This is a genomic window from Microbispora sp. NBC_01389 (genome assembly GCF_045040095.1).
In the GTDB taxonomy this organism is placed as follows: Bacteria; Actinomycetota; Actinomycetes; order Streptosporangiales; family Streptosporangiaceae; genus Microbispora.
On the sequence record NZ_CP109552.1, the window covers coordinates 3,342,709 to 3,359,177 of the forward strand.

General features: G+C 73.5%; 12 protein-coding genes. 8 read left to right on the forward strand and 4 right to left on the reverse strand.

The genetic code is table 11. From position 1 onward, the window contains the following. Positions 1-3 precede the first annotated feature (3 nt). Positions 4-984 carry a lysylphosphatidylglycerol synthase domain-containing protein gene (locus tag OG344_RS15220; RefSeq protein WP_405088773.1) on the reverse strand — a complete coding sequence of 327 codons (981 nt, stop codon included), beginning with the start codon at positions 982-984 and terminating at the stop codon, positions 4-6. Positions 985-1,130: 146 nt separating this feature from the next. Here OG344_RS15220 and OG344_RS15225 point away from each other — a divergent pair, with 146 nt between their 5' ends. The 5 genes from OG344_RS15225 (at position 1,131) to OG344_RS15245 (ending at position 7,070) form a co-directional block, all read left to right on the forward strand. Beyond that, positions 1,131-1,985, forward strand: a complete 855-nt coding sequence (locus OG344_RS15225) for a methyltransferase domain-containing protein (RefSeq protein WP_405088774.1) — start codon at positions 1,131-1,133, stop codon at positions 1,983-1,985. Then, positions 1,982-2,908: a lysylphosphatidylglycerol synthase domain-containing protein gene (locus OG344_RS15230; protein WP_405088775.1), complete on the forward strand. Its 927-nt coding sequence runs from the start codon at positions 1,982-1,984 to the stop codon at positions 2,906-2,908. Before OG344_RS15225 ends, OG344_RS15230 begins: the two co-directional genes overlap by 4 nt. 224 nt (positions 2,909-3,132) lie before the next feature. After that, on the forward strand, positions 3,133-4,260 hold the full coding sequence (locus tag OG344_RS15235) for a glycosyltransferase family 4 protein (RefSeq protein WP_405088776.1): 1,128 nt from the start codon (positions 3,133-3,135) through the stop codon (positions 4,258-4,260). A gap of 457 nt (positions 4,261-4,717) precedes the next feature. Then, positions 4,718-5,821 (forward strand): sugar phosphate nucleotidyltransferase, encoded by a 1,104-nt coding sequence (locus tag OG344_RS15240; protein ID WP_405088777.1) that lies wholly within the window; start codon positions 4,718-4,720, stop codon positions 5,819-5,821. Positions 5,822-5,885: 64 nt separating this feature from the next. Beyond that, complete coding sequence (locus OG344_RS15245; RefSeq protein WP_405088778.1) at positions 5,886-7,070, forward strand: DNA-3-methyladenine glycosylase family protein; 1,185 nt, start codon at positions 5,886-5,888, stop codon at positions 7,068-7,070. Here the strand turns inward: OG344_RS15245 and OG344_RS15250 are convergent. Further along, on the reverse strand, positions 7,055-7,648 hold the full coding sequence (locus OG344_RS15250; RefSeq protein WP_405088779.1) for a hypothetical protein: 594 nt from the start codon (positions 7,646-7,648) through the stop codon (positions 7,055-7,057). The genes OG344_RS15245 and OG344_RS15250 overlap by 16 nt on opposite strands. A gap of 139 nt (positions 7,649-7,787) precedes the next feature. Here OG344_RS15250 and OG344_RS15255 point away from each other — a divergent pair, with 139 nt between their 5' ends. Together OG344_RS15255 and OG344_RS15260 are read left to right on the forward strand one after the other, a co-directional pair. Next, positions 7,788-10,535, forward strand: coding sequence for a bifunctional FO biosynthesis protein CofGH (locus OG344_RS15255; protein ID WP_405088780.1), 2,748 nt, complete (start codon positions 7,788-7,790; stop codon positions 10,533-10,535). Between the two features lie 79 nt (positions 10,536-10,614). After that, complete coding sequence (locus OG344_RS15260; RefSeq protein ID WP_405088781.1) at positions 10,615-11,406, forward strand: carboxypeptidase-like regulatory domain-containing protein; 792 nt, start codon at positions 10,615-10,617, stop codon at positions 11,404-11,406. A 50-nt stretch (positions 11,407-11,456) separates the two neighbouring features. Here OG344_RS15260 and OG344_RS15265 read toward each other — a convergent pair whose 3' ends face one another. After that, a complete protein-coding gene (locus OG344_RS15265) occupies positions 11,457-12,848 on the reverse strand; it encodes a coenzyme F420-0:L-glutamate ligase (protein WP_405088782.1) in 1,392 nt (463 codons plus the stop codon). Positions 12,849-12,891: 43 nt separating this feature from the next. Continuing rightward, positions 12,892-13,827, reverse strand: coding sequence for a 2-phospho-L-lactate transferase (gene cofD / locus OG344_RS15270; RefSeq protein ID WP_405088783.1), 936 nt, complete (start codon positions 13,825-13,827; stop codon positions 12,892-12,894). A 171-nt stretch (positions 13,828-13,998) separates the two neighbouring features. Here cofD and OG344_RS15275 point away from each other — a divergent pair, with 171 nt between their 5' ends. Continuing rightward, positions 13,999-16,467 carry a hypothetical protein gene (locus tag OG344_RS15275; protein ID WP_405088784.1) on the forward strand — a complete coding sequence of 823 codons (2,469 nt, stop codon included), beginning with the start codon at positions 13,999-14,001 and terminating at the stop codon, positions 16,465-16,467. Positions 16,468-16,469 lie beyond the last annotated feature (2 nt).

The following is a 16,469-nucleotide window of genomic DNA, read 5'->3' on the forward strand; positions in this document are numbered from 1 at the left end:
GGTTCAGCGGGGCCGGGGGGCGAGGTCGCCCGGTGCTTCGGCGCGGACGCCGCGGGCGAGGAGGAAGCCGAGGCCGGCCCAGGTGACGTCGGCGAGGGTGAACATCACCCGGGACACCACGGCGACCACCAGGGCGCTGGGCGTGTCGAGCAGCGGGGCGAGGGCCACGACCATCGCGCCCTCCCGCACGCCGATCCCGGCCGGGACCACGACCGTGAGGATGCCGGTGGACCAGGCCAGCGCGTACGCCCCGGCCGCGATCGCGTAGAGGGACACCCCGCCAGGCCGCAGGCCGCCGACCAGCGCCCACAGGTGCACGCCGTACACGAGCCAGCCCGCCATCGTCCAGGCGGCGGCCCTGGTCATGTCCGCCCCGCTCGGCACCCGGTCGAGTGGGTCCCGGCGGGCGACGCGGAGGGCCAGGTTGAGACCCCAGGCCAGCACGCGCGGGTGGAGGCCGACGAGGATGAGCGGGACCAGCGCGAGCAGCCACCACGCCTCGCGCGCGATCTGCCCCGACAGCGTCGCCGCCGTGAGGGCGAGCGCGCAGCCCAGCGAGGTCACCAGCCCGAGGGCGGTGGCGCCGAACGTCCGCCTGGGCGGCGCCCCGTGCTGGCGGGCGAGCTCCATCATCGCGGCGAACGCCCAGACCGCGCCGGGGATGTACTTCCCGAGCTGGCCGACGAACAGCACCCGCGCGGCCACGCGCAGCGGCAGCGGGGAGCCGAGCCCGGCGAGGATGTCGCGCCAGGCGACCAGCATGAACGCCAGCCCGGCGAGCACGGCCAGGAACGAGACCCCGAGCGACCACCACGACAGCCGCTCCAGGGCGGCCCAGGTCTCCGTCCCGTTCCGGGCGAGGCCGTACGCCAGGAAGGCGAGGGCGGCGAGGGCGAGCAGCACGCGCGGCAGCGGGCCGGAGCGCAGGCGGTTCGGCAGGCCGTTCAGCAGGCGGTTCGGCAGGCCCTTTGGCAGGCGCGGCACGGGCACAGGGTACGGCCTGACGCTACCTGCCGGTAGGTCCGGCGCGCGGTTGCCCACAGGGTCGGTTGATCGGCGCCGGGGGTGGGGCGGGCACGGGTAGTGTTGGGCCGCGTGGACGACCGTCAGGACGCGAGGGTGATCGACCGGTGAGCGGGGAACGCGCGGCCCAACTGGAATACTCCGAGCTCCAGGCCGCGATGCTCGACGAGGAGAAGCGCCGCCGCAAGGCCGCCAAAATCATCGCGGTGCTCGCGCACTTCCTGGGCAGGGACGCCGGCAAGCCCGACGAGGCGCTGTCCGGGCTGACCGTCGGCGACGTGGGGTGCTCGGCCGGGTTCATCGCCGACGAACTGGCCGCCGCGGGCGCGCGCCGCACGCTCGGGCTCGACATCGACGTCCCCGGCCTGCGCAGGGCGGCCGACCGCTTCGGGGCCCGGGTCGGGTTCGTCTGCGCGGACGGCTCCCGGCTGCCGCTGCCGGACGGGTCGGTCGACGTGCTGGTCTTCAACCACATCTACGAGCACGTCGTGGACCCCGACGCCGTGATCGCCGACATGCACCGGGTGCTGTCCGACGACGGCGTGCTCTACCTGGGGCTGGGCAACCGGCTCGGGGTGATGGAGCCGCACTACAAGCTGCCCTTCCTGTCCTACCTGCCGCCCGCCGCGGCCGACCGTTACGTGCGCGCGTCCGGCCGGGCCGACCACTACTACGAGCGCTTCCGCACCCGCCCCGGCCTGCGGCGGATGCTCGCGGACTTCCACGTGTGGGACTACACGTTCCCGGTGCTGGCCGCGCCCGAGCGGTTCGCGGGGGGCGAGTTGTTCGCCGGCGCCGTGGGCCGGGTCACCAGGGCCACGCTGGAGCGCACCCCGCGCCCGGCGCTGCGGGCGCTGCTGCCGGTCGTGCCCACCTATCTGTGGGTGGCCACCAAGACGCCTCGCCGTCCGCTCGGCGCGGCCCTGCCGCAGCCGCCGGAGCCGGTGCGCACGTCGCGATGAACCGCCGCAAGCTTGTACGCACGCTGTTCCTGCTGGTCGCCCTCGGCTTCGGGATCTGGGCCGTCGCGGGCAAGTGGAGCGACGTGGCGGACGGTTTCGCCCGGCTGTCGTGGGCGGAGCTCGCCGGCTCGCTGGCGGCGGTGCTCGGCGCGCTGCTCGCGGGGATGCTGATGTGGCGGGCGCTGCTCGCCGACCTCGGCTCGCCGCTCGTGTTCACCGACGCGGCGAAGATCTTCTTCGTGGGCCAGCTCGGCAAGTACATCCCCGGGTCGGTGTGGCCGATGATCGCGCAGATGGAGATGGGCCGCGACCACGGCGTGCCCCGCTCCCGGAGCGCGGCCGCCTTCTTCCTCACCTATCCGGTCTATCTGGGCACCGGCCTGCTGGTGTCCGCTGTCACGCTGCCGGTGCTCGCCGGGCAGTCCGTCGCCCGATATGCCTGGCTCCTGCTGCTCGTGCCCGTGCTCGTCGCCGCCCTGCATCCCGCCGTGGTCAACCGGATCATCGCCTTCGGACTGCGCAAACTGCGCAGGGAGCCGCTCGAACGGCCCCTCACCCGCCGCGGCCTGCTCGTCGCGTGCGGCTGGGCTCTGGCCGGCTGGGCCGCGTACGGCGTGCACCTGGCGCTGATCGTGCACGGCCTCGGGGCCGGTGGGCCCTCGGCGATGATCCTGAGCGTCGGCGCGTTCGCGCTCGCCTGGTGCCTGGGGTTCGTCTTCATCGTGGCGCCGGCCGGCGTTGGTGTGCGCGAGGCCGCGATTATCGCGGCGCTCGCGCCCGTGCTCGACCAGCCCGGCGCCTGGGCCGCCGCGCTGTGCTCCCGGCTGATCGTGTCCCTCGGCGACCTCGTGTGCGCCGGAGTCGCCGGGCTCGCCGCCCGACGGACCACCCGTACGCGGGAGGAACCCGTCATCCGGGCCTGATTCCGTGGATTGACCGCGCATTGCGCATCCTGGGAGACAACCCCCATGTGATAACCCTCACGTTTCGGGGGACGCCGGAAATAGAGTGACAAGGGAGGGATGCTGGGCAGGCGTCCGTGTGTGGCGGGGGCCCCAGGTCCCTGCCGGACCACCTGCCGGAACAGCGGGACCGCGAGGACGGGGGGAGCTCCGCCGGAGCGGGCCCAGTGAGGGGAGCGATTCACTTGACACCCCGAGTGCTCGTCGACGCCGCCGCCGTTCCCGCCGACCGCGGCGCCCTCATCAGGTATGTCGATGGCCTGGTCGCGGCCCTGCACGAGACGGGCGCCGATCTCGCCCTGGTATGCCAGCGCGCGGACGCCGAGCGGTACGCGGCGCTGGCCCCCACGGCCCGGATCCTCTCCGGGCCGCCCGCGATCACTAACCGCGACAAGCGGCTCGCCTGGGAGCAGACGGGCCTGCCCGTCCTCGCCCGGCAGGCCGGGGCCCAGGTGATCCACGCCCCCTACTACTCCATCCCGCTGGGCTGCGGCCTGCCCACGGTGGTCACCGTCCACGACGCCACCTCGTTCACCGACCCCGACCTGCACGACCCCGTCAGGGCCTCGTTCTTCCGGTCGGCCACCCGTACGGCCGTCCGCCACGCCAACCGGGTGATCGTGCCGTCCAAGGCCACCCGGGACGAGCTGGTGCGGGTGCTCGCCGCCGACCCGACCCGGGTGGACGTCGCCTATCACGGGGTCGACTCCGCGCTGTTCCACCCGCCGGCGCCCGAGGACGTGCGCCGGGTGGCGGGCCGCATCGGCCTGCACGGCCGGTCGTACGTCGCCTATCTGGGCGCGCTGGAGCCGCGCAAGAACGTGCCGAACCTGGTGACCGGCTTCGGCCGGGCGGTCGCCCACCTGTCGGACCCGCCCGCGCTTGTGCTGGCGGGCGGCCCGGCCTGGGACGAGGAGGTCGACGCCGCGGTGGCGGCGCTGCCGCCCCGGGTGAAGGTCGTGCGCCCCGGCTACCTGCCCTTCGCCGACCTGCCGGGCTTCCTCGGCGGGGCGCTCGCGGTCGCCTCGCCCTCGCGGTGCGAGGGGTTCGGGCTGCCGGTGCTGGAGGCGATGGCCTGCGGGGCGCCCGTGCTGACCACCCACCGCGCCTCGCTGCCGGAGGTGGGCGGCGACGCCGTGGTCTACACCGAGCCCGACGCCGACAGCATCGCGCGGGCGCTGCGGGCCCTGCTGGAGTCGCCGGAACGGCGCGAGTCCCTGGCCGCGGCAGGGGTCACCCGCTCGCGCGAGTTCACCTGGCAGCACTCCGCCGAGGCCCACCTCGTCGCCTACCAACGCGCCGTCGAGGGTTAGCGGCGCCCGTGAATACTTTGGCCGCGCCGACACATGTAATGTGCCGGTTAAGTGGTATGTCACACCGCATTGTGCTGATTGCTACCCCAGTACGGGTGTGAGGGATTTGCGCAGCTTCGTCGTTTCCCGTCATGACCAGCAGCGATGCGCTGATGTCTGCGCGACTGACAATGGATCGGGAACCCGCTTAGGGCTGTATGTCCGATCGGATACGCCGCCAAGCCGCCGCGAGTGAGAGAAAAAGCGTGCCGGAACTCCAGCCTCCGGGATGCGGCCGAGGATACGGCCGACAAAAAGTGAATTATGGTTGGTTCGTTTTCGGTCGTCCGTTTGTGGCCCTGCGTGCCGTCCGGTTTGAGAGTTCGAGGACGGAGATAGCGCGCCTGCCAGGAAATACCGGACACTGGTCTGTGGCGGGACGCCATACGAAGGTTCTGTCTAGGCTACTCTCGCGGCTGTGAGGGACAGTTCTGTGCGGTCGCCGGACGGTCTTGAGGCGATCCTTCTCGTGGGCGGCCAGGGCACGCGTCTCCGGCCACTGACACTCAGCACGCCGAAGCCGCTGCTGCCGACGGCGGGGGTGCCCTTCCTCGCGCACCAGCTGGCCAAGGCGCGGGCGTACGGGGTGCGCCGGGTGGTCTTCGCGACGTCCTACCGGGCCTCGATGTTCGCCGAGGCGTTCGGCGACGGCGCGGGGCTCGGCCTGGAGATCGTGTATGTGACCGAGGACACTCCGCTCGGCACCGGCGGCGCGATCCGCAACGCCGCACAAGCCCTGACCTGCCCGCCCGATGCGCCGGTGCTCGTGCTGAACGGCGACATCCTGTCGGGCCACGACATCGCCGCGCAGGTGGACCTGCACGTCTCCCGCGACGCCGCGGTGACCCTGCATCTCACGGAGGTGGACGACCCGTCGAGGTTCGGCTGCGTGCCGACCGATGATGACGGCCGGGTCACCGCCTTCCTGGAGAAGACGCCCAATCCGGTGACGAACCGGATCAACGCCGGCTGTTACGTGTTCCGGCGCTCGGTCATCGACACGATCCCCGAGGGCCAGGTGGTCTCGGTGGAGCGGGAGACCTTCCCCGGCCTGATCGCGGCCGGTGAGCCGGTGCTGGGCTTCGCCGACGCGTCGTACTGGCTCGACGTGGGCACGCCCGCGGCGTTCGTGCAGGGCTCGGCCGATCTTGTGCTGGGCAAGCTCGGCTCGCCCGCCCTGCCCGGCCCGGCCGGTGAGCGGCTCCTGCTGGACGGGGCCGTCGTGTCGCCCGAGGCCAAGGTCACCGGCGGCACGGTCGTCGGCCCCCGGGCCACCGTCGAGGCGGGCGCCAGCGTGCGCGGCAGCGTGCTCTCCGAGGACTGCCACGTCGCGTCCGGCGCGACCGTGGTGGACTCGGTCGTCGGCGTGGGCGCCCGCGTCGCCTCCGGCGCCGTGCTGCGCCAGGTCGTGGTCGGTGACAGCGCGTCCATCGGCCCCGGCAACGAGCTCACGGCCGGCATGCGCGTGTGGCCCGGGGTCACCCTGCCCGAGTGCGCCGTCCGCTTCTCCAGCGACGTGTGACACCGGTCCCGCGCCCACCCGTCATCGGGGGGAGCGGCAGACTGGGCGGGTGGAGGCGAGCCGAATGCCCAGATCATCCGCGCCCGGCGGCGTGCCCGTCGCGGCGGGCACCGCTCCTTCCGGTGTGGCTCCTTTGGGCGGGGTTCATGCCGGTCGCGGCCCGGGGGCGCAGGCGCGGGAGCGGCGGTGGCGCCCGGCCGCGCCGGTCGACGTGGCGCTGACGCTGTCGCCGCACCGGCGCGGGGGAGGCGACCCGGCCTGGCGCCGTACGCCGGACGGCGCGTTCTGGCGCACCTCGCGCACCCCCGAAGGCCCCGGCACCCTGCGCGTGACGGGGAGCAGTGACGGCGAGATCCTCGGACAGGCGTGGGGCCCGGGGGCCGGGTGGCTCCTGGAGATGCTTCCCTGCCTGCTGGGCGCCGACGACGACGTGGCCGGTTTCGCCGCGTTGCTCGCGCGGCTCGCCCGTTCCGGGGATTCGCGGCAGGTCCGCGCCGCCGCGTTCGTCGCCGATCTGGCCGGACGCGCCGGCGGGTTGCGGATCGGGCGCAGCCTGCGGGTCTTCGAGGCGCTCGCGCCCGCCGTGCTGGAGCAGAAGGTGGTCGGCAGGGAGGCGTGGCGGGCCTGGCGGTTCCTGCTGCGCCGGTACGGCGAGCCCGCCCCCGGCCCGGCTCCCGAGGGCATGTACGTCGTCCCGTCGCCGGACGTGTGGCGCGTGGTCCCGTCGTGGGACTGGCACCGGGCCGGGGCGGAGGCCGTACGGGCCAGGACGATCGTCAACGCCGCACGCCACGCGGCGAAACTGGAGCGCACGACAGGCGCGGCCGGCTCGGCGGATCTGCCGGATCCGCCGGACCCGGCGCGGCCACCTGACGCGGCATCGATCTCAGCGGGCCCACCGGGCGCGGCACAGGTCGTGGCCGACGTGGATAGCGTGACGGGGATCGAAGGCTCGGCGGAGGCGGACCGGTTGCTGCGGGCGCTGCCGGGGATCGGCGTGTGGACCTCCGCCGAGGTGCGCCAGCGCGCGCACGGCGACCCGGACGCGCCGAGCGTGGGCGACTTCCACCTGCCCGGCCTCGTCGGCTACGCCCTGACCGGCCGGAAGACCGACGACAACGGCATGCTCGAACTGCTGGAGCCGTTCCGCGGCCACCGCCACCGGGTGGTCAAGCTGATCGAGCTCAGCGGGGTCAGGCCGCCGGCCCGCGGTCCCCGCATGGCCGCCCGCGACTACCGCTCCTTCTGAGCGCCCCGCGCGGCGCCGCCCGCCGGACCGGAACGCAGGGTCTGGTTGATCCCGCAGTGGACCACCGCCGGCAGGCATCCGCCGTTCAGGGTGTTGAAGAAGACGCTGTCGCCCGCCACCTGCTGCAGGCCGGTGACGGCGGCGCCGCTGTTGCCGCCGGGAGCGTTCACGTTGCGCCTGCCCGTGGACACCTGCCGGACGGGGCTGCCGATCTGCGGCGCGCTAGCCGATCGCACGCCGCTCGTGACCTGCCAGGCGCCGCCGCGCTCGCCGCCCTGCCGGCCTCCCTGCCCGCCTCCCTGCCCGCCGCCCTGCCCGCCGCCCCGACCACCGCGCCCACGCCCCGCCTGCCGCACCTCCCGTGCCTGCCCAGTCCCTCGGGCGTGCCCCGCCTCCCTGGCTCGCCGCGCCCGCGCGGTGTCTCCGGCGGGACGGCCATGCCCGCCATGCCCGCCGTGGCCCGGACGGTCGGCGTGGCCGGCGTGGCCGGCGTGGTCGGTCACCGGAATGGGCCGGGGGTCCGGTGCCGCGAACGCCTGGGCCGTCGGTGGTCCCGGCGTATTCAGGACGAGCGTCACGATGACCAGTCGCGCTACTGATCGGAAGTACACGACCGGCTGATACCCCACCACCCGGCACGGCCGCGCCGTCCGTGGTCCAAGAGTTGGTCCGGAGGCGGCCGCGCCGTCCGTACGCAGGGCTCATAGGCTGCGGGCTATGACGGCGCAGCGACCTCCGGACCCCGACGGCACCCCTTCGACCTCGGCATCCACCGGTCCGGCCACCGCCGGCTCGTACGCCGGCCCGGCCTCCGGCGGCGGGACACGCCGGGCGCTCGCGCGGGCCCGGGACGGCAAGACGCTCGATCTCGCCGAGACGGCGGTCCTGCTGCGCGCTCGCGGCGCCGACCTGGACGCGCTGCTCGCGTACGCCTCGCGGGTCCGGGACGCGGGCCTGGAGGCGGCCGGGCGGCCCGGCGTCGTCACCTACAGCCGCAAGGTCTTCATCCCGCTGACGCGGCTGTGCCGGGACAGGTGCGGCTACTGCACGTTCGCCACCGCCCCCCACCGGCTGCCGGCCGCCTTCCTGTCGCCGGACGAGGTGCTGGAGATCGCCCGCCAGGGCGCGGCGACGGGCTGCAAGGAAGCCCTGTTCACGCTGGGCGACCGCCCCGAGGACCGGTGGCACCAGGCGCGCGAGTGGCTCGACGCGCACGGGTACGACGACACCCTGTCGTACGTCCGGGCGATGGCGATCCGGGTGCTGGAGGAGACCGGGCTGCTGCCGCACCTGAACCCCGGCGTGCTGACCTGGCGGGATCTCCAGCGGCTCAAGCCGGTCGCGCCGTCGATGGGCATGATGCTGGAGACCACCTCGCGGCGGCTGTTCACCGAGAAGGGCGAGGCCCACCACGGCTCCCCGGACAAGGACCCCGCCGTACGGCTGCGCGTGCTGGAGGACGCCGGCCGCTCCAGCGTGCCGTTCACGACGGGCCTGCTGATCGGCATCGGCGAGACGATCGAGGAGCGGGCCGAGTCGGTCTTCGCGATCCGCCGGGTGGCGCGGGAGTACGGCGGCGTCCAGGAGGTCATCGTCCAGAACTTCCGCGCCAAGCCCGACACGGCCATGCGCGGCATGCCCGACGCCGACCTGCACGAACTGGCCGCGACGATCGCGGTGACGCGGCTGGTGCTCGGGCCGAAGGTCCGCGTGCAGGCGCCGCCCAACCTGATCGGCGAGGAGTACGCCCTCATGCTGCGGGCGGGCATCGACGACTGGGGCGGCGTCTCCCCGCTGACCCCCGACCACGTCAACCCCGAGCGGCCGTGGCCGCAGATCGACGACCTCGCCGACCGGACCGCCGCCGCCGGGTTCACGCTGCGCGAGCGCCTGACGATCTATCCGGAGTATGTGCTCGCCGGGGAGCCCTGGCTCGATCCCCGGCTCGCCGGGCACGTCGCGGCGCTGGCCGACCCCGCCACCGGGCTCGCCCGGGAGGGCGCCGTGCCGCGCGGCCGTCCCTGGCAGGAGCCCGACGGCGGCCTGGGGGGTCTCGTCACCGGCGGACGCGCCGACCTGCACACCGCCGTCGACGCCGAGGGCCGCGCGAGCGACCGCCGCGACGACTTCGACATCGTGTACGGCGACTGGGACGCGCTGCGTGAGCGCCTGCCCGGAGGCGGGCACACGACCGATGGCTCATCCAGCGGTCACCCGTACGGCAGGGTGGACGGCGGCGTGGACGGCAGGGTGGACGGCGGCGTGCGGGAGGCGCTGCGGCGGGCGGAGACGGACCCAGCGCGGCTGACCGACGAGCAGGCGGCGGCGCTGCTCGGCCTCGCCGGAGACCAGACGGGCGCGGGCGCCGACGACGCGGGCCTGGACGAGCTGTGCCGGATCGCGGACGGGCTGCGCCGCGAGGCGGTGGGCGACGACGTGACCTACGTCGTCAACCGGAACATCAACTTCACCAACGTCTGCTACACCGGCTGCCGGTTCTGCGCGTTCGCCCAGCGGCGCACCGACGCCGACGCGTACACGCTGTCGCTGGGCGAGGTGGCCGACCGGGCGCGGGAGGCGTGGGACGCCGGGGCGACGGAGGTGTGCATGCAGGGCGGCATCCACCCCGACCTGCCGGGCACGGCCTACTTCGACATCGCCCGCGCCGTCAAGGAACGCTGTCCCGAGATCCACGTGCACGCGTTCTCGCCGATGGAGGTCGTCAACGGCGCGAGCCGGGCGAACCTGTCCGTCGAGGAGTGGCTGCACGCCGCGCGGGAGGCGGGGGTCGACTCGCTGCCCGGCACGGCGGCCGAGATCCTCGACGACGACGTCCGGTGGGTGCTGACGAAGGGCAAGCTGCCCACCCGGGAGTGGGTCGAGGTCATCACGACCGCCCACCGGGTCGGCATCCCGACGACCTCGACCATGATGTACGGCCACGTGGACACCCATGAGCACTGGGTGCGCCACATCCGGTTGATCCGGTCGATCCAGGAGGAGACGGGCGGGTTCAGCGAGTTCGTGCCGCTGCCGTTCGTCCACCACAGCGCCCCGATCTACCTGGCCGGGATCGCCCGGCCGGGGCCGACCGCGCGGGAGAACCGGGCCGTCCACGCGCTGGCGCGGATCATGCTGCACGGTGCGATCCGCAACATCCAGTGCTCCTGGGTGAAGCTGCGCGACGACCTGTGCCGGGACGTGCTCGCCGGCGGCGTGAACGACCTCGGCGGCACGCTCATGGAGGAGACGATCAGCAGGATGGCCGGCTCGGAGAACGGGTCCTACAAGACGATCAGCGAGATCGCGGCCATGGTCGCGCCGACCGGCCGTCCACTGCGCCAGCGCACCACGTCGTACGGCCGGCCGAGCGAGGAGCGGGCCGAGGCGGCCCGGCGCAGCGACGGGGTGTGCCAGTCGGTCCGCCGTGTCCGGTTCCTCGAGACGCCCCAGACCGGGCGGTAGCCGATCGGCTAGCCCGGCCCGCCGCGCCGCACGTCGCTTCCAAGCCGACTGCAAGATCATGATCTTATTCTCCGTCGGCATGGAGAGACGAGTGGCGCTCGGCGTCCTGCTGACGGCGGCTCTGAGCGGATGCGGGATCGTGGAGGAAGGCCAGGTGAGCGGTTCGATGCGCGGGGAACGGCCCGGGCGGGGCGGGGAACTCGGAGAGGTCGAACCCGGCGTGCTGAAGGGGCGGGTGGTCGACGCGCAGGGCAGGCCCATCGAGGGGGCCGAGATCGTCGCCGACAACCAGCTGCTCTACAACAGCAACGCGGTCGCGCGGACCGGTGGCGACGGCCTCTACCGCGTCGGCACCGACGCCAGGGCGACCTTCCACGCGTCGGCGACGGTGGTCAGGCCGTACAACGGCCGGGAGTACACCCTGAGCCTGGCACCCGACGACGACGCGCCCTTCGCCGGGCCGAGCGGCGCGATCCGGAACTTCACCTGGAGGCTCACGGGAAAGAAGCCCGACGATCTCGGCTTCTACGGAAGCAAGGTGCTGTTCCGCCTGGACCTGAACGACCAGATCAACGCGGGCGCCTTCCTGGAGGACGAGAAGGTGCGGCTCACCCTCACTCCGGAGGGCCCGCTGATCGACGGCTCCGAGGGCCCCCGGATCGTGCGACGGGCGACCCGGAACGGGGACGGCTCGGGCCTGGAGGACATACCCATCGGCCGCTACCGGATCGCGGCCGACTACGAGGGCCGTCCTCTCAGGGTGAAGCTCCTCGACGGCGGCGACTACGCGGAGGAGGTCGTCGCCGATTTCAGCCCGCTCATGACCGGCGTCTACTGGATCGAGTTGGAGCTCGGGCTCCCACAGGGGTGACGCGGACGGGCCCGGCGGCGGTCGTGATCGGACCCGCTGTATACGCCAAGTCACCTGGTGACGTAGAAGTCGGCCGGGTCGCGCGGCGGCCGGTCCTTCGGCGGCGCGGCGGGATGGCCGACGGCCACGGCGCCCATGGGGTCCCAGTTCTGGGGCAGGTCGAGCACCTTGCGGACCACCTCGCGGCAGAACATCGTGGACGACACCCACGCCGAGCCAAGCCCCTGCACGGCGAGCTGGACGAGGAAGTTCTGCACGCCGGCGCCGGTGGCCACCACGAACATCTCCCGCTCGGCGGCATTCCTGCGTTCGTCCCGGTAGGTGTGCGAGCCGTCCATCACCAGGCACGGCACCGCCAGGTAGGGCGCGTTTCTCAGCACGTCTCCCCGCCGGATCCGGCGGGTGATCGACTCCTCGGAGAAGCCGTCGGAGCGCAGGTCGGCGATCCAGGCGTCCCGCATCGCGTCGAGCAGTTCCGTACGCGCCCGCGGGGTCTCCAGCAGCACGAACCGCCACGGGGTGGTGTGGTGCGGGGCGGGCGCGGCGATCGCGGCGGCCACGGCCCGCCGCACCGCCGCCGGGTCGACCTCCCGGCCGGAGAACTCGCGGATCGTGCGGCGGGCGAAGACGACGTCGGCCGAGCCGTAGCGGAACATGTCCTCGTCGGCGGGCCGGACCAGCGCCCGTCCGCCAGGCCCGTCCTCCTCGGTCACCAGGCCGGCCAGCCCGCGCACGACCGCGACCGGCACGCCGGACAGCTTGCCCTTCGCGAGGTCGCCCGCCGCCGCGATCTCGTCGGCCAGCGCGACCACCGTGGCGTTGAGCGGGTTGCCGTAGGCGTCGGCTCCGCCGCGCAGGTCCTCCAGGGGCCGTACGCCGGACGCGCCGATGGCGACGTCGGTGAGGCCGTGCCGCCAGGGCCGGCCGAACGTGTCGGAGACGACCACCCCGACCCGTACGCCGAGCCGCTCGCGCAGCCCGCGACGGATCCGGCTCGCCGACGCGTCCGGGTCCTCGGGGAGCAGCAGCACGGTGCCGGGGGCGGTGTTGGAGGCGTCCACGCCGGCCGCGGCCATGACGAAGCCGTGCCGCGTCTGCGCGATCACCGTGTCACCGCGCCGCGCGACCACGCGCTGTGTCTCCTCCTTGATCGCGGCCGTACGGCTGTCGCGCGGGGGCGCTCCGCGTCCGGCCGCCGTCGCGTCTGGTGCGTGCGGCTGCAGCTGCGGGTGTGGGTGCGGTGGCGCTCCGCCGCCGTCTCGTGCCTCGCCGGCGTCGCTGTGGCGGATCCGGCCCTCGGCCTTGCTCACGATCTTGGAGGTCACGACCAGGATGTCGCCGTCCTCCAGGACCGGCGCGGCCTCGGCCACGAGCAGCGCGATGTCGTCGCCGGGCGCGACCTCGGGCACGCCGGTGACGCCGATTACGGTGATGTGGGTCATGGACTGCCTCGATGCGTCGTGGAAGGGGATCACCGGAGGGACGTCACCGCAGGGACTCGGCCAGGGCGAGGGCCGCGGCGGCGAGGTCCCTCGTCGCACCGGGGTCGCTCATCAGCAGCGGACGCGCCTCCACCGTCACGCCGTCGAGCGCCACGCCCTTGTCCTCCTCCGCGACGAGCCAGCCGTCGACCAGAGCCGGTCCGTACAGTTCGAGGACGGCCTGGGCGCTCGTCTCGACGCCGATCGCCGTCAGGCAGGCGTCGGCCATGCCGCGCACCGGAGCGCCGCCGATGATGGGGGAGACGCCGACGACCGTCTTGTCCTCCAGCGCCGTCCGGATGCCCGGGATCTGCAGGATCGTGCCGATGCTGACGACCGGGTTGGACGGCGGGAGGATCACGAGGTCGGCGTCGCGGATCGCGTCGAGCACGCCGGGGGCCGGGCGGGCCTCGTCGGCGCCGACGAGCACGATCTGCTCGGCCGGCACGGACGCGCGCAGCCGCACCCACCACTCCTGGAAGTGGACGGCCCGCCGGCCCGCGTCGTCGGCGACGACGACATGGGTCTCGGTGCGGTCGTCCGACATGGGCAGCAGCCGCACCCCGGGCCGCCAGCGGTCGCACAGCGCCTCGGTCACCTGGGAGAGGGGATATCCGGCGGCGAGCATCTGGGTGCGGATGATGTGGGTGGCGAAGTCGCGGTCGCCGAGGCCGAACCACTGCGGCTCCATGCCGTACGCGGCGAGCTCCTCCTTGACCGTGAACGTTTCGCCGTCCCGGCCCCAGCCCTGCTCCTCGTTGATGCCGCCGCCCAGCGTGTACATGACGGTGTCGAGATCGGGACACACCCGTAGCCCGAAAAGAGTGATGTCGTCGCCGGTGTTGCCGATGACGGTGATCTCCGAATCGGGCGCCGCGGCCTTGAGACCTCGGAGGAAGCGGGCGCCGCCGATACCTCCGGCGAGGGACACGATGCGCATGCCGCCAAGTCTTCCACCGGGCGGCGGGCGGGCCGCCCACCCACCCCGCCTAACGCGTTAACCAGGGAAATGTAGGGTGTGTCGGGCCTGTGAGGTTCTTGGGACTGCCGACACTTAAGTCCGGCATGTGCGAAACTTCCCCGAGGGCCATCTGGACCGTTGGGGGTAGCCGTGCTGAAGGTCGATACCGACCGGCTCAGAGAGCCGGCCGCGTGGACGATGCTCGCGGTGGTGATCACAAGCGTTCTTGTGGGCATCGCACGGTTACTCATCGGCTCCTCCGCGCTCGGCGGCACGTTCGGCCTACGCGCGGCCGCGAGCCTGCACACTCTCGCATCCCCCCTCTCGACCGCGCTCGCGGCCGGCGCGGTGCTGCTCGTGGCCAAGGCGGGCGCCCCGACGCCCCGGGCCCGCCTGGTGGCGCTGGGTGCGGCCGGGTCGCTCGGCCTCGGCGCCGTCTTCGGCGTGATCGGCGTGCTGGGCGTCCTCGTGGGCGACCTGCCGAGCTTCCGCGACCGCTTCGAGTCCCTGATCACCGGCCTGCCGATGCTCGCTCTCGCCGTCTTCGGGGCGCTGTTCGCGATGAGCACGGCCGCCGCGCTCCAGTCCGGGCAGCGGCCCGCGGGTGACTTCTTCGGCCGGCGCGACGACGCCTATCCGTCCCGGCCGAACGTCCCGGCACTGCCACAGGGGTACGGCGACGCCCAGGGCCGCCCATCCTCCTACGGCCAGCAGCAGAGCCAGCCGCAGAGCCAGCCGCAGAGTCCGTCACAGGGCGTCCCGGTCGCCAACGGCATGGTTCCGAACGGCATGGTTCCGAACGGCATGGCTCCGAACGGCATGGCTCCGAACGGCATGGCTCCGAACGGCGCGGTTCCGAACGGCGCGGTCCTCAATGGGCCGGGCCACGAGGGGCAGAGCCGGCAACCCGTCAGCCACGACTTCCACGGCGAGCCCGACCAGGGCCGGCAGAACGGCTCGCAGAACCTCCACCACACCGGTCAGCCCCCCTTCGGTGAGCACGCCGCCCAGCACGCGGGTCAGCCCGCCGGGATGTCCGCGCCGGGCGCCGGTCCCGTCCAGGCACCGGCGTACGGCGATCCGCAGTCGCAGCAGGCCCAGCACGCCCAGCAGGCGCCGGCGCAGCAGGGTCAGGCGCAGCAGGGTCAGGCCCAGGGTGCTTCCGCATATCCCCAGCCCGCGATGGCCGCCGAGCAGCAGCACGGCCAGGAGGCCTACGCTCCGCAGGACCGGTCGCACGCGTCCTACTCCCAGGAACGCGGCCAGGGTGCCTTCGGACAGGAGCGGCCCCAGGACGTCTACGGCCAGGACCAGCCGCGTGAGCCGTACGGCGGCGCGGCTCCCGGGCAGGGTGACGCCTACGAGCCGCAGGGGGGCTACACCCCCGCCTCCACCGCCCCGCAGCCTCCGCTGTTCGGGCAGCCCGGCACGCCAGGCCACCCCCAGGCACAGGAGCAGGCACCGGGACAGGCACCGGGACAGGCACAGGGGCAGCAGCCGTGGCAGGCTGAGCAGCAGGGCCGGTCGTCGATGCAGGATGTCCAGACCGGCGCGCACTACTCCGACTACGGCGCGCCCGGCTACCAGCAGGAGCCGGCCTCGGGTGGTCAGCACGCGGGGCAGCCGGAGAGCGGACGGTACGGCGGGCAGCCGGAGGCCGCCCCCTATGGTCAGCAGCCGGGCCATGCCTCCTACGGTCAGCAGCTCTCCGGTGCCTCCTACGGACAGCAGCCCGAGGGCGGCTCCTACGGCCGGCACAGTGACAACGGCGGCTATGGACAGCAGGGCGACAACGGTGCCTATGGTCAGCCCGCCACTGCTTCCTACGGCCAGCAGCCCGCCGGCGCTTCCTATGGTCACCAGCCCGAGGGCGGCTCGCACGCCGGCCAGGGTGACAACGGCGCCTATGGCCGGCAGGGCGACAGTGGCTCGTACGGCGGTCAGGGCGACAGCGGCGCCTACGGCAGGCAGCCGGAGGCCCTTCCCGCCCACCAGCGTTCCGAGTATCCCGCTCCGCCGCAGGGCCCGGTGTTCGACCAGTACGGCTACGCCGGCCAGCAGAGCGAGAACGGCGGCTACGGCCGCTTCCCCAACCCGCCCGAAGTGCCCGGCTTCCCCCCGGCCGGCGCCGAGGGCAGGCCCTACGAGCAGGAGCAGCCGTACGGTCACTCCGGATACCCCGGCTCAGAGCCCGCGGCGGGCGGCCCGGGCTACGACGCTCCCCCCGCGTACGAGAGCCCGGCCGACCCGAGGGAACAGCAGCTCGCGCAGGCCTACCAGCAGGCGCAGAGCTACCAGAAGATCGTCCTGCCGGACCACCCCACCGGTCCGCAGGACCTGCCCGAGTACTACGACAACCCGCTCGGCCACCCCCAGAGCTCCGAGCCCGCGCCGTTCCAGGCCCCGCCGCCGGGACCCGGCGAGCAGACCCTGCGCTTCGACCCCTCCGGCTACCGCGGCGACCCGCTCACCGACCCGCTGCGGCGGGAGGAGCCCATCGATCCGACGGCGATCTACACCCCGGACAGGTCGCAGGCAAAGTATGAGGAAGGTTCCGCCCCCGATCAGGCAGGCCGCGGAACCGACCCCAACCTCCCTTGGTATGGTTCCGAACGCTGACA

Bases quoted from the DNA above. Each gene is read 5' to 3' on its own strand.
- OG344_RS15245 (WP_405088778.1), top strand. From the start codon at position 5,886: ATGCCCAGATCATCCGCGCCCGGCGGCGTGCCCGTCGCGGCGGGCACC.
- OG344_RS15230 (WP_405088775.1), top strand. From the start codon at position 1,982: ATGAACCGCCGCAAGCTTGTACGCACGCTGTTCCTGCTGGTCGCCCTC.
- cofD (WP_405088783.1), bottom strand. From the start codon at position 13,827: ATGCGCATCGTGTCCCTCGCCGGAGGTATCGGCGGCGCCCGCTTCCTC.
- OG344_RS15265 (WP_405088782.1), bottom strand. From the start codon at position 12,848: ATGACCCACATCACCGTAATCGGCGTCACCGGCGTGCCCGAGGTCGCG.
- OG344_RS15260 (WP_405088781.1), top strand. From the start codon at position 10,615: ATGGAGAGACGAGTGGCGCTCGGCGTCCTGCTGACGGCGGCTCTGAGC.
- OG344_RS15255 (WP_405088780.1), top strand. From the start codon at position 7,788: ATGACGGCGCAGCGACCTCCGGACCCCGACGGCACCCCTTCGACCTCG.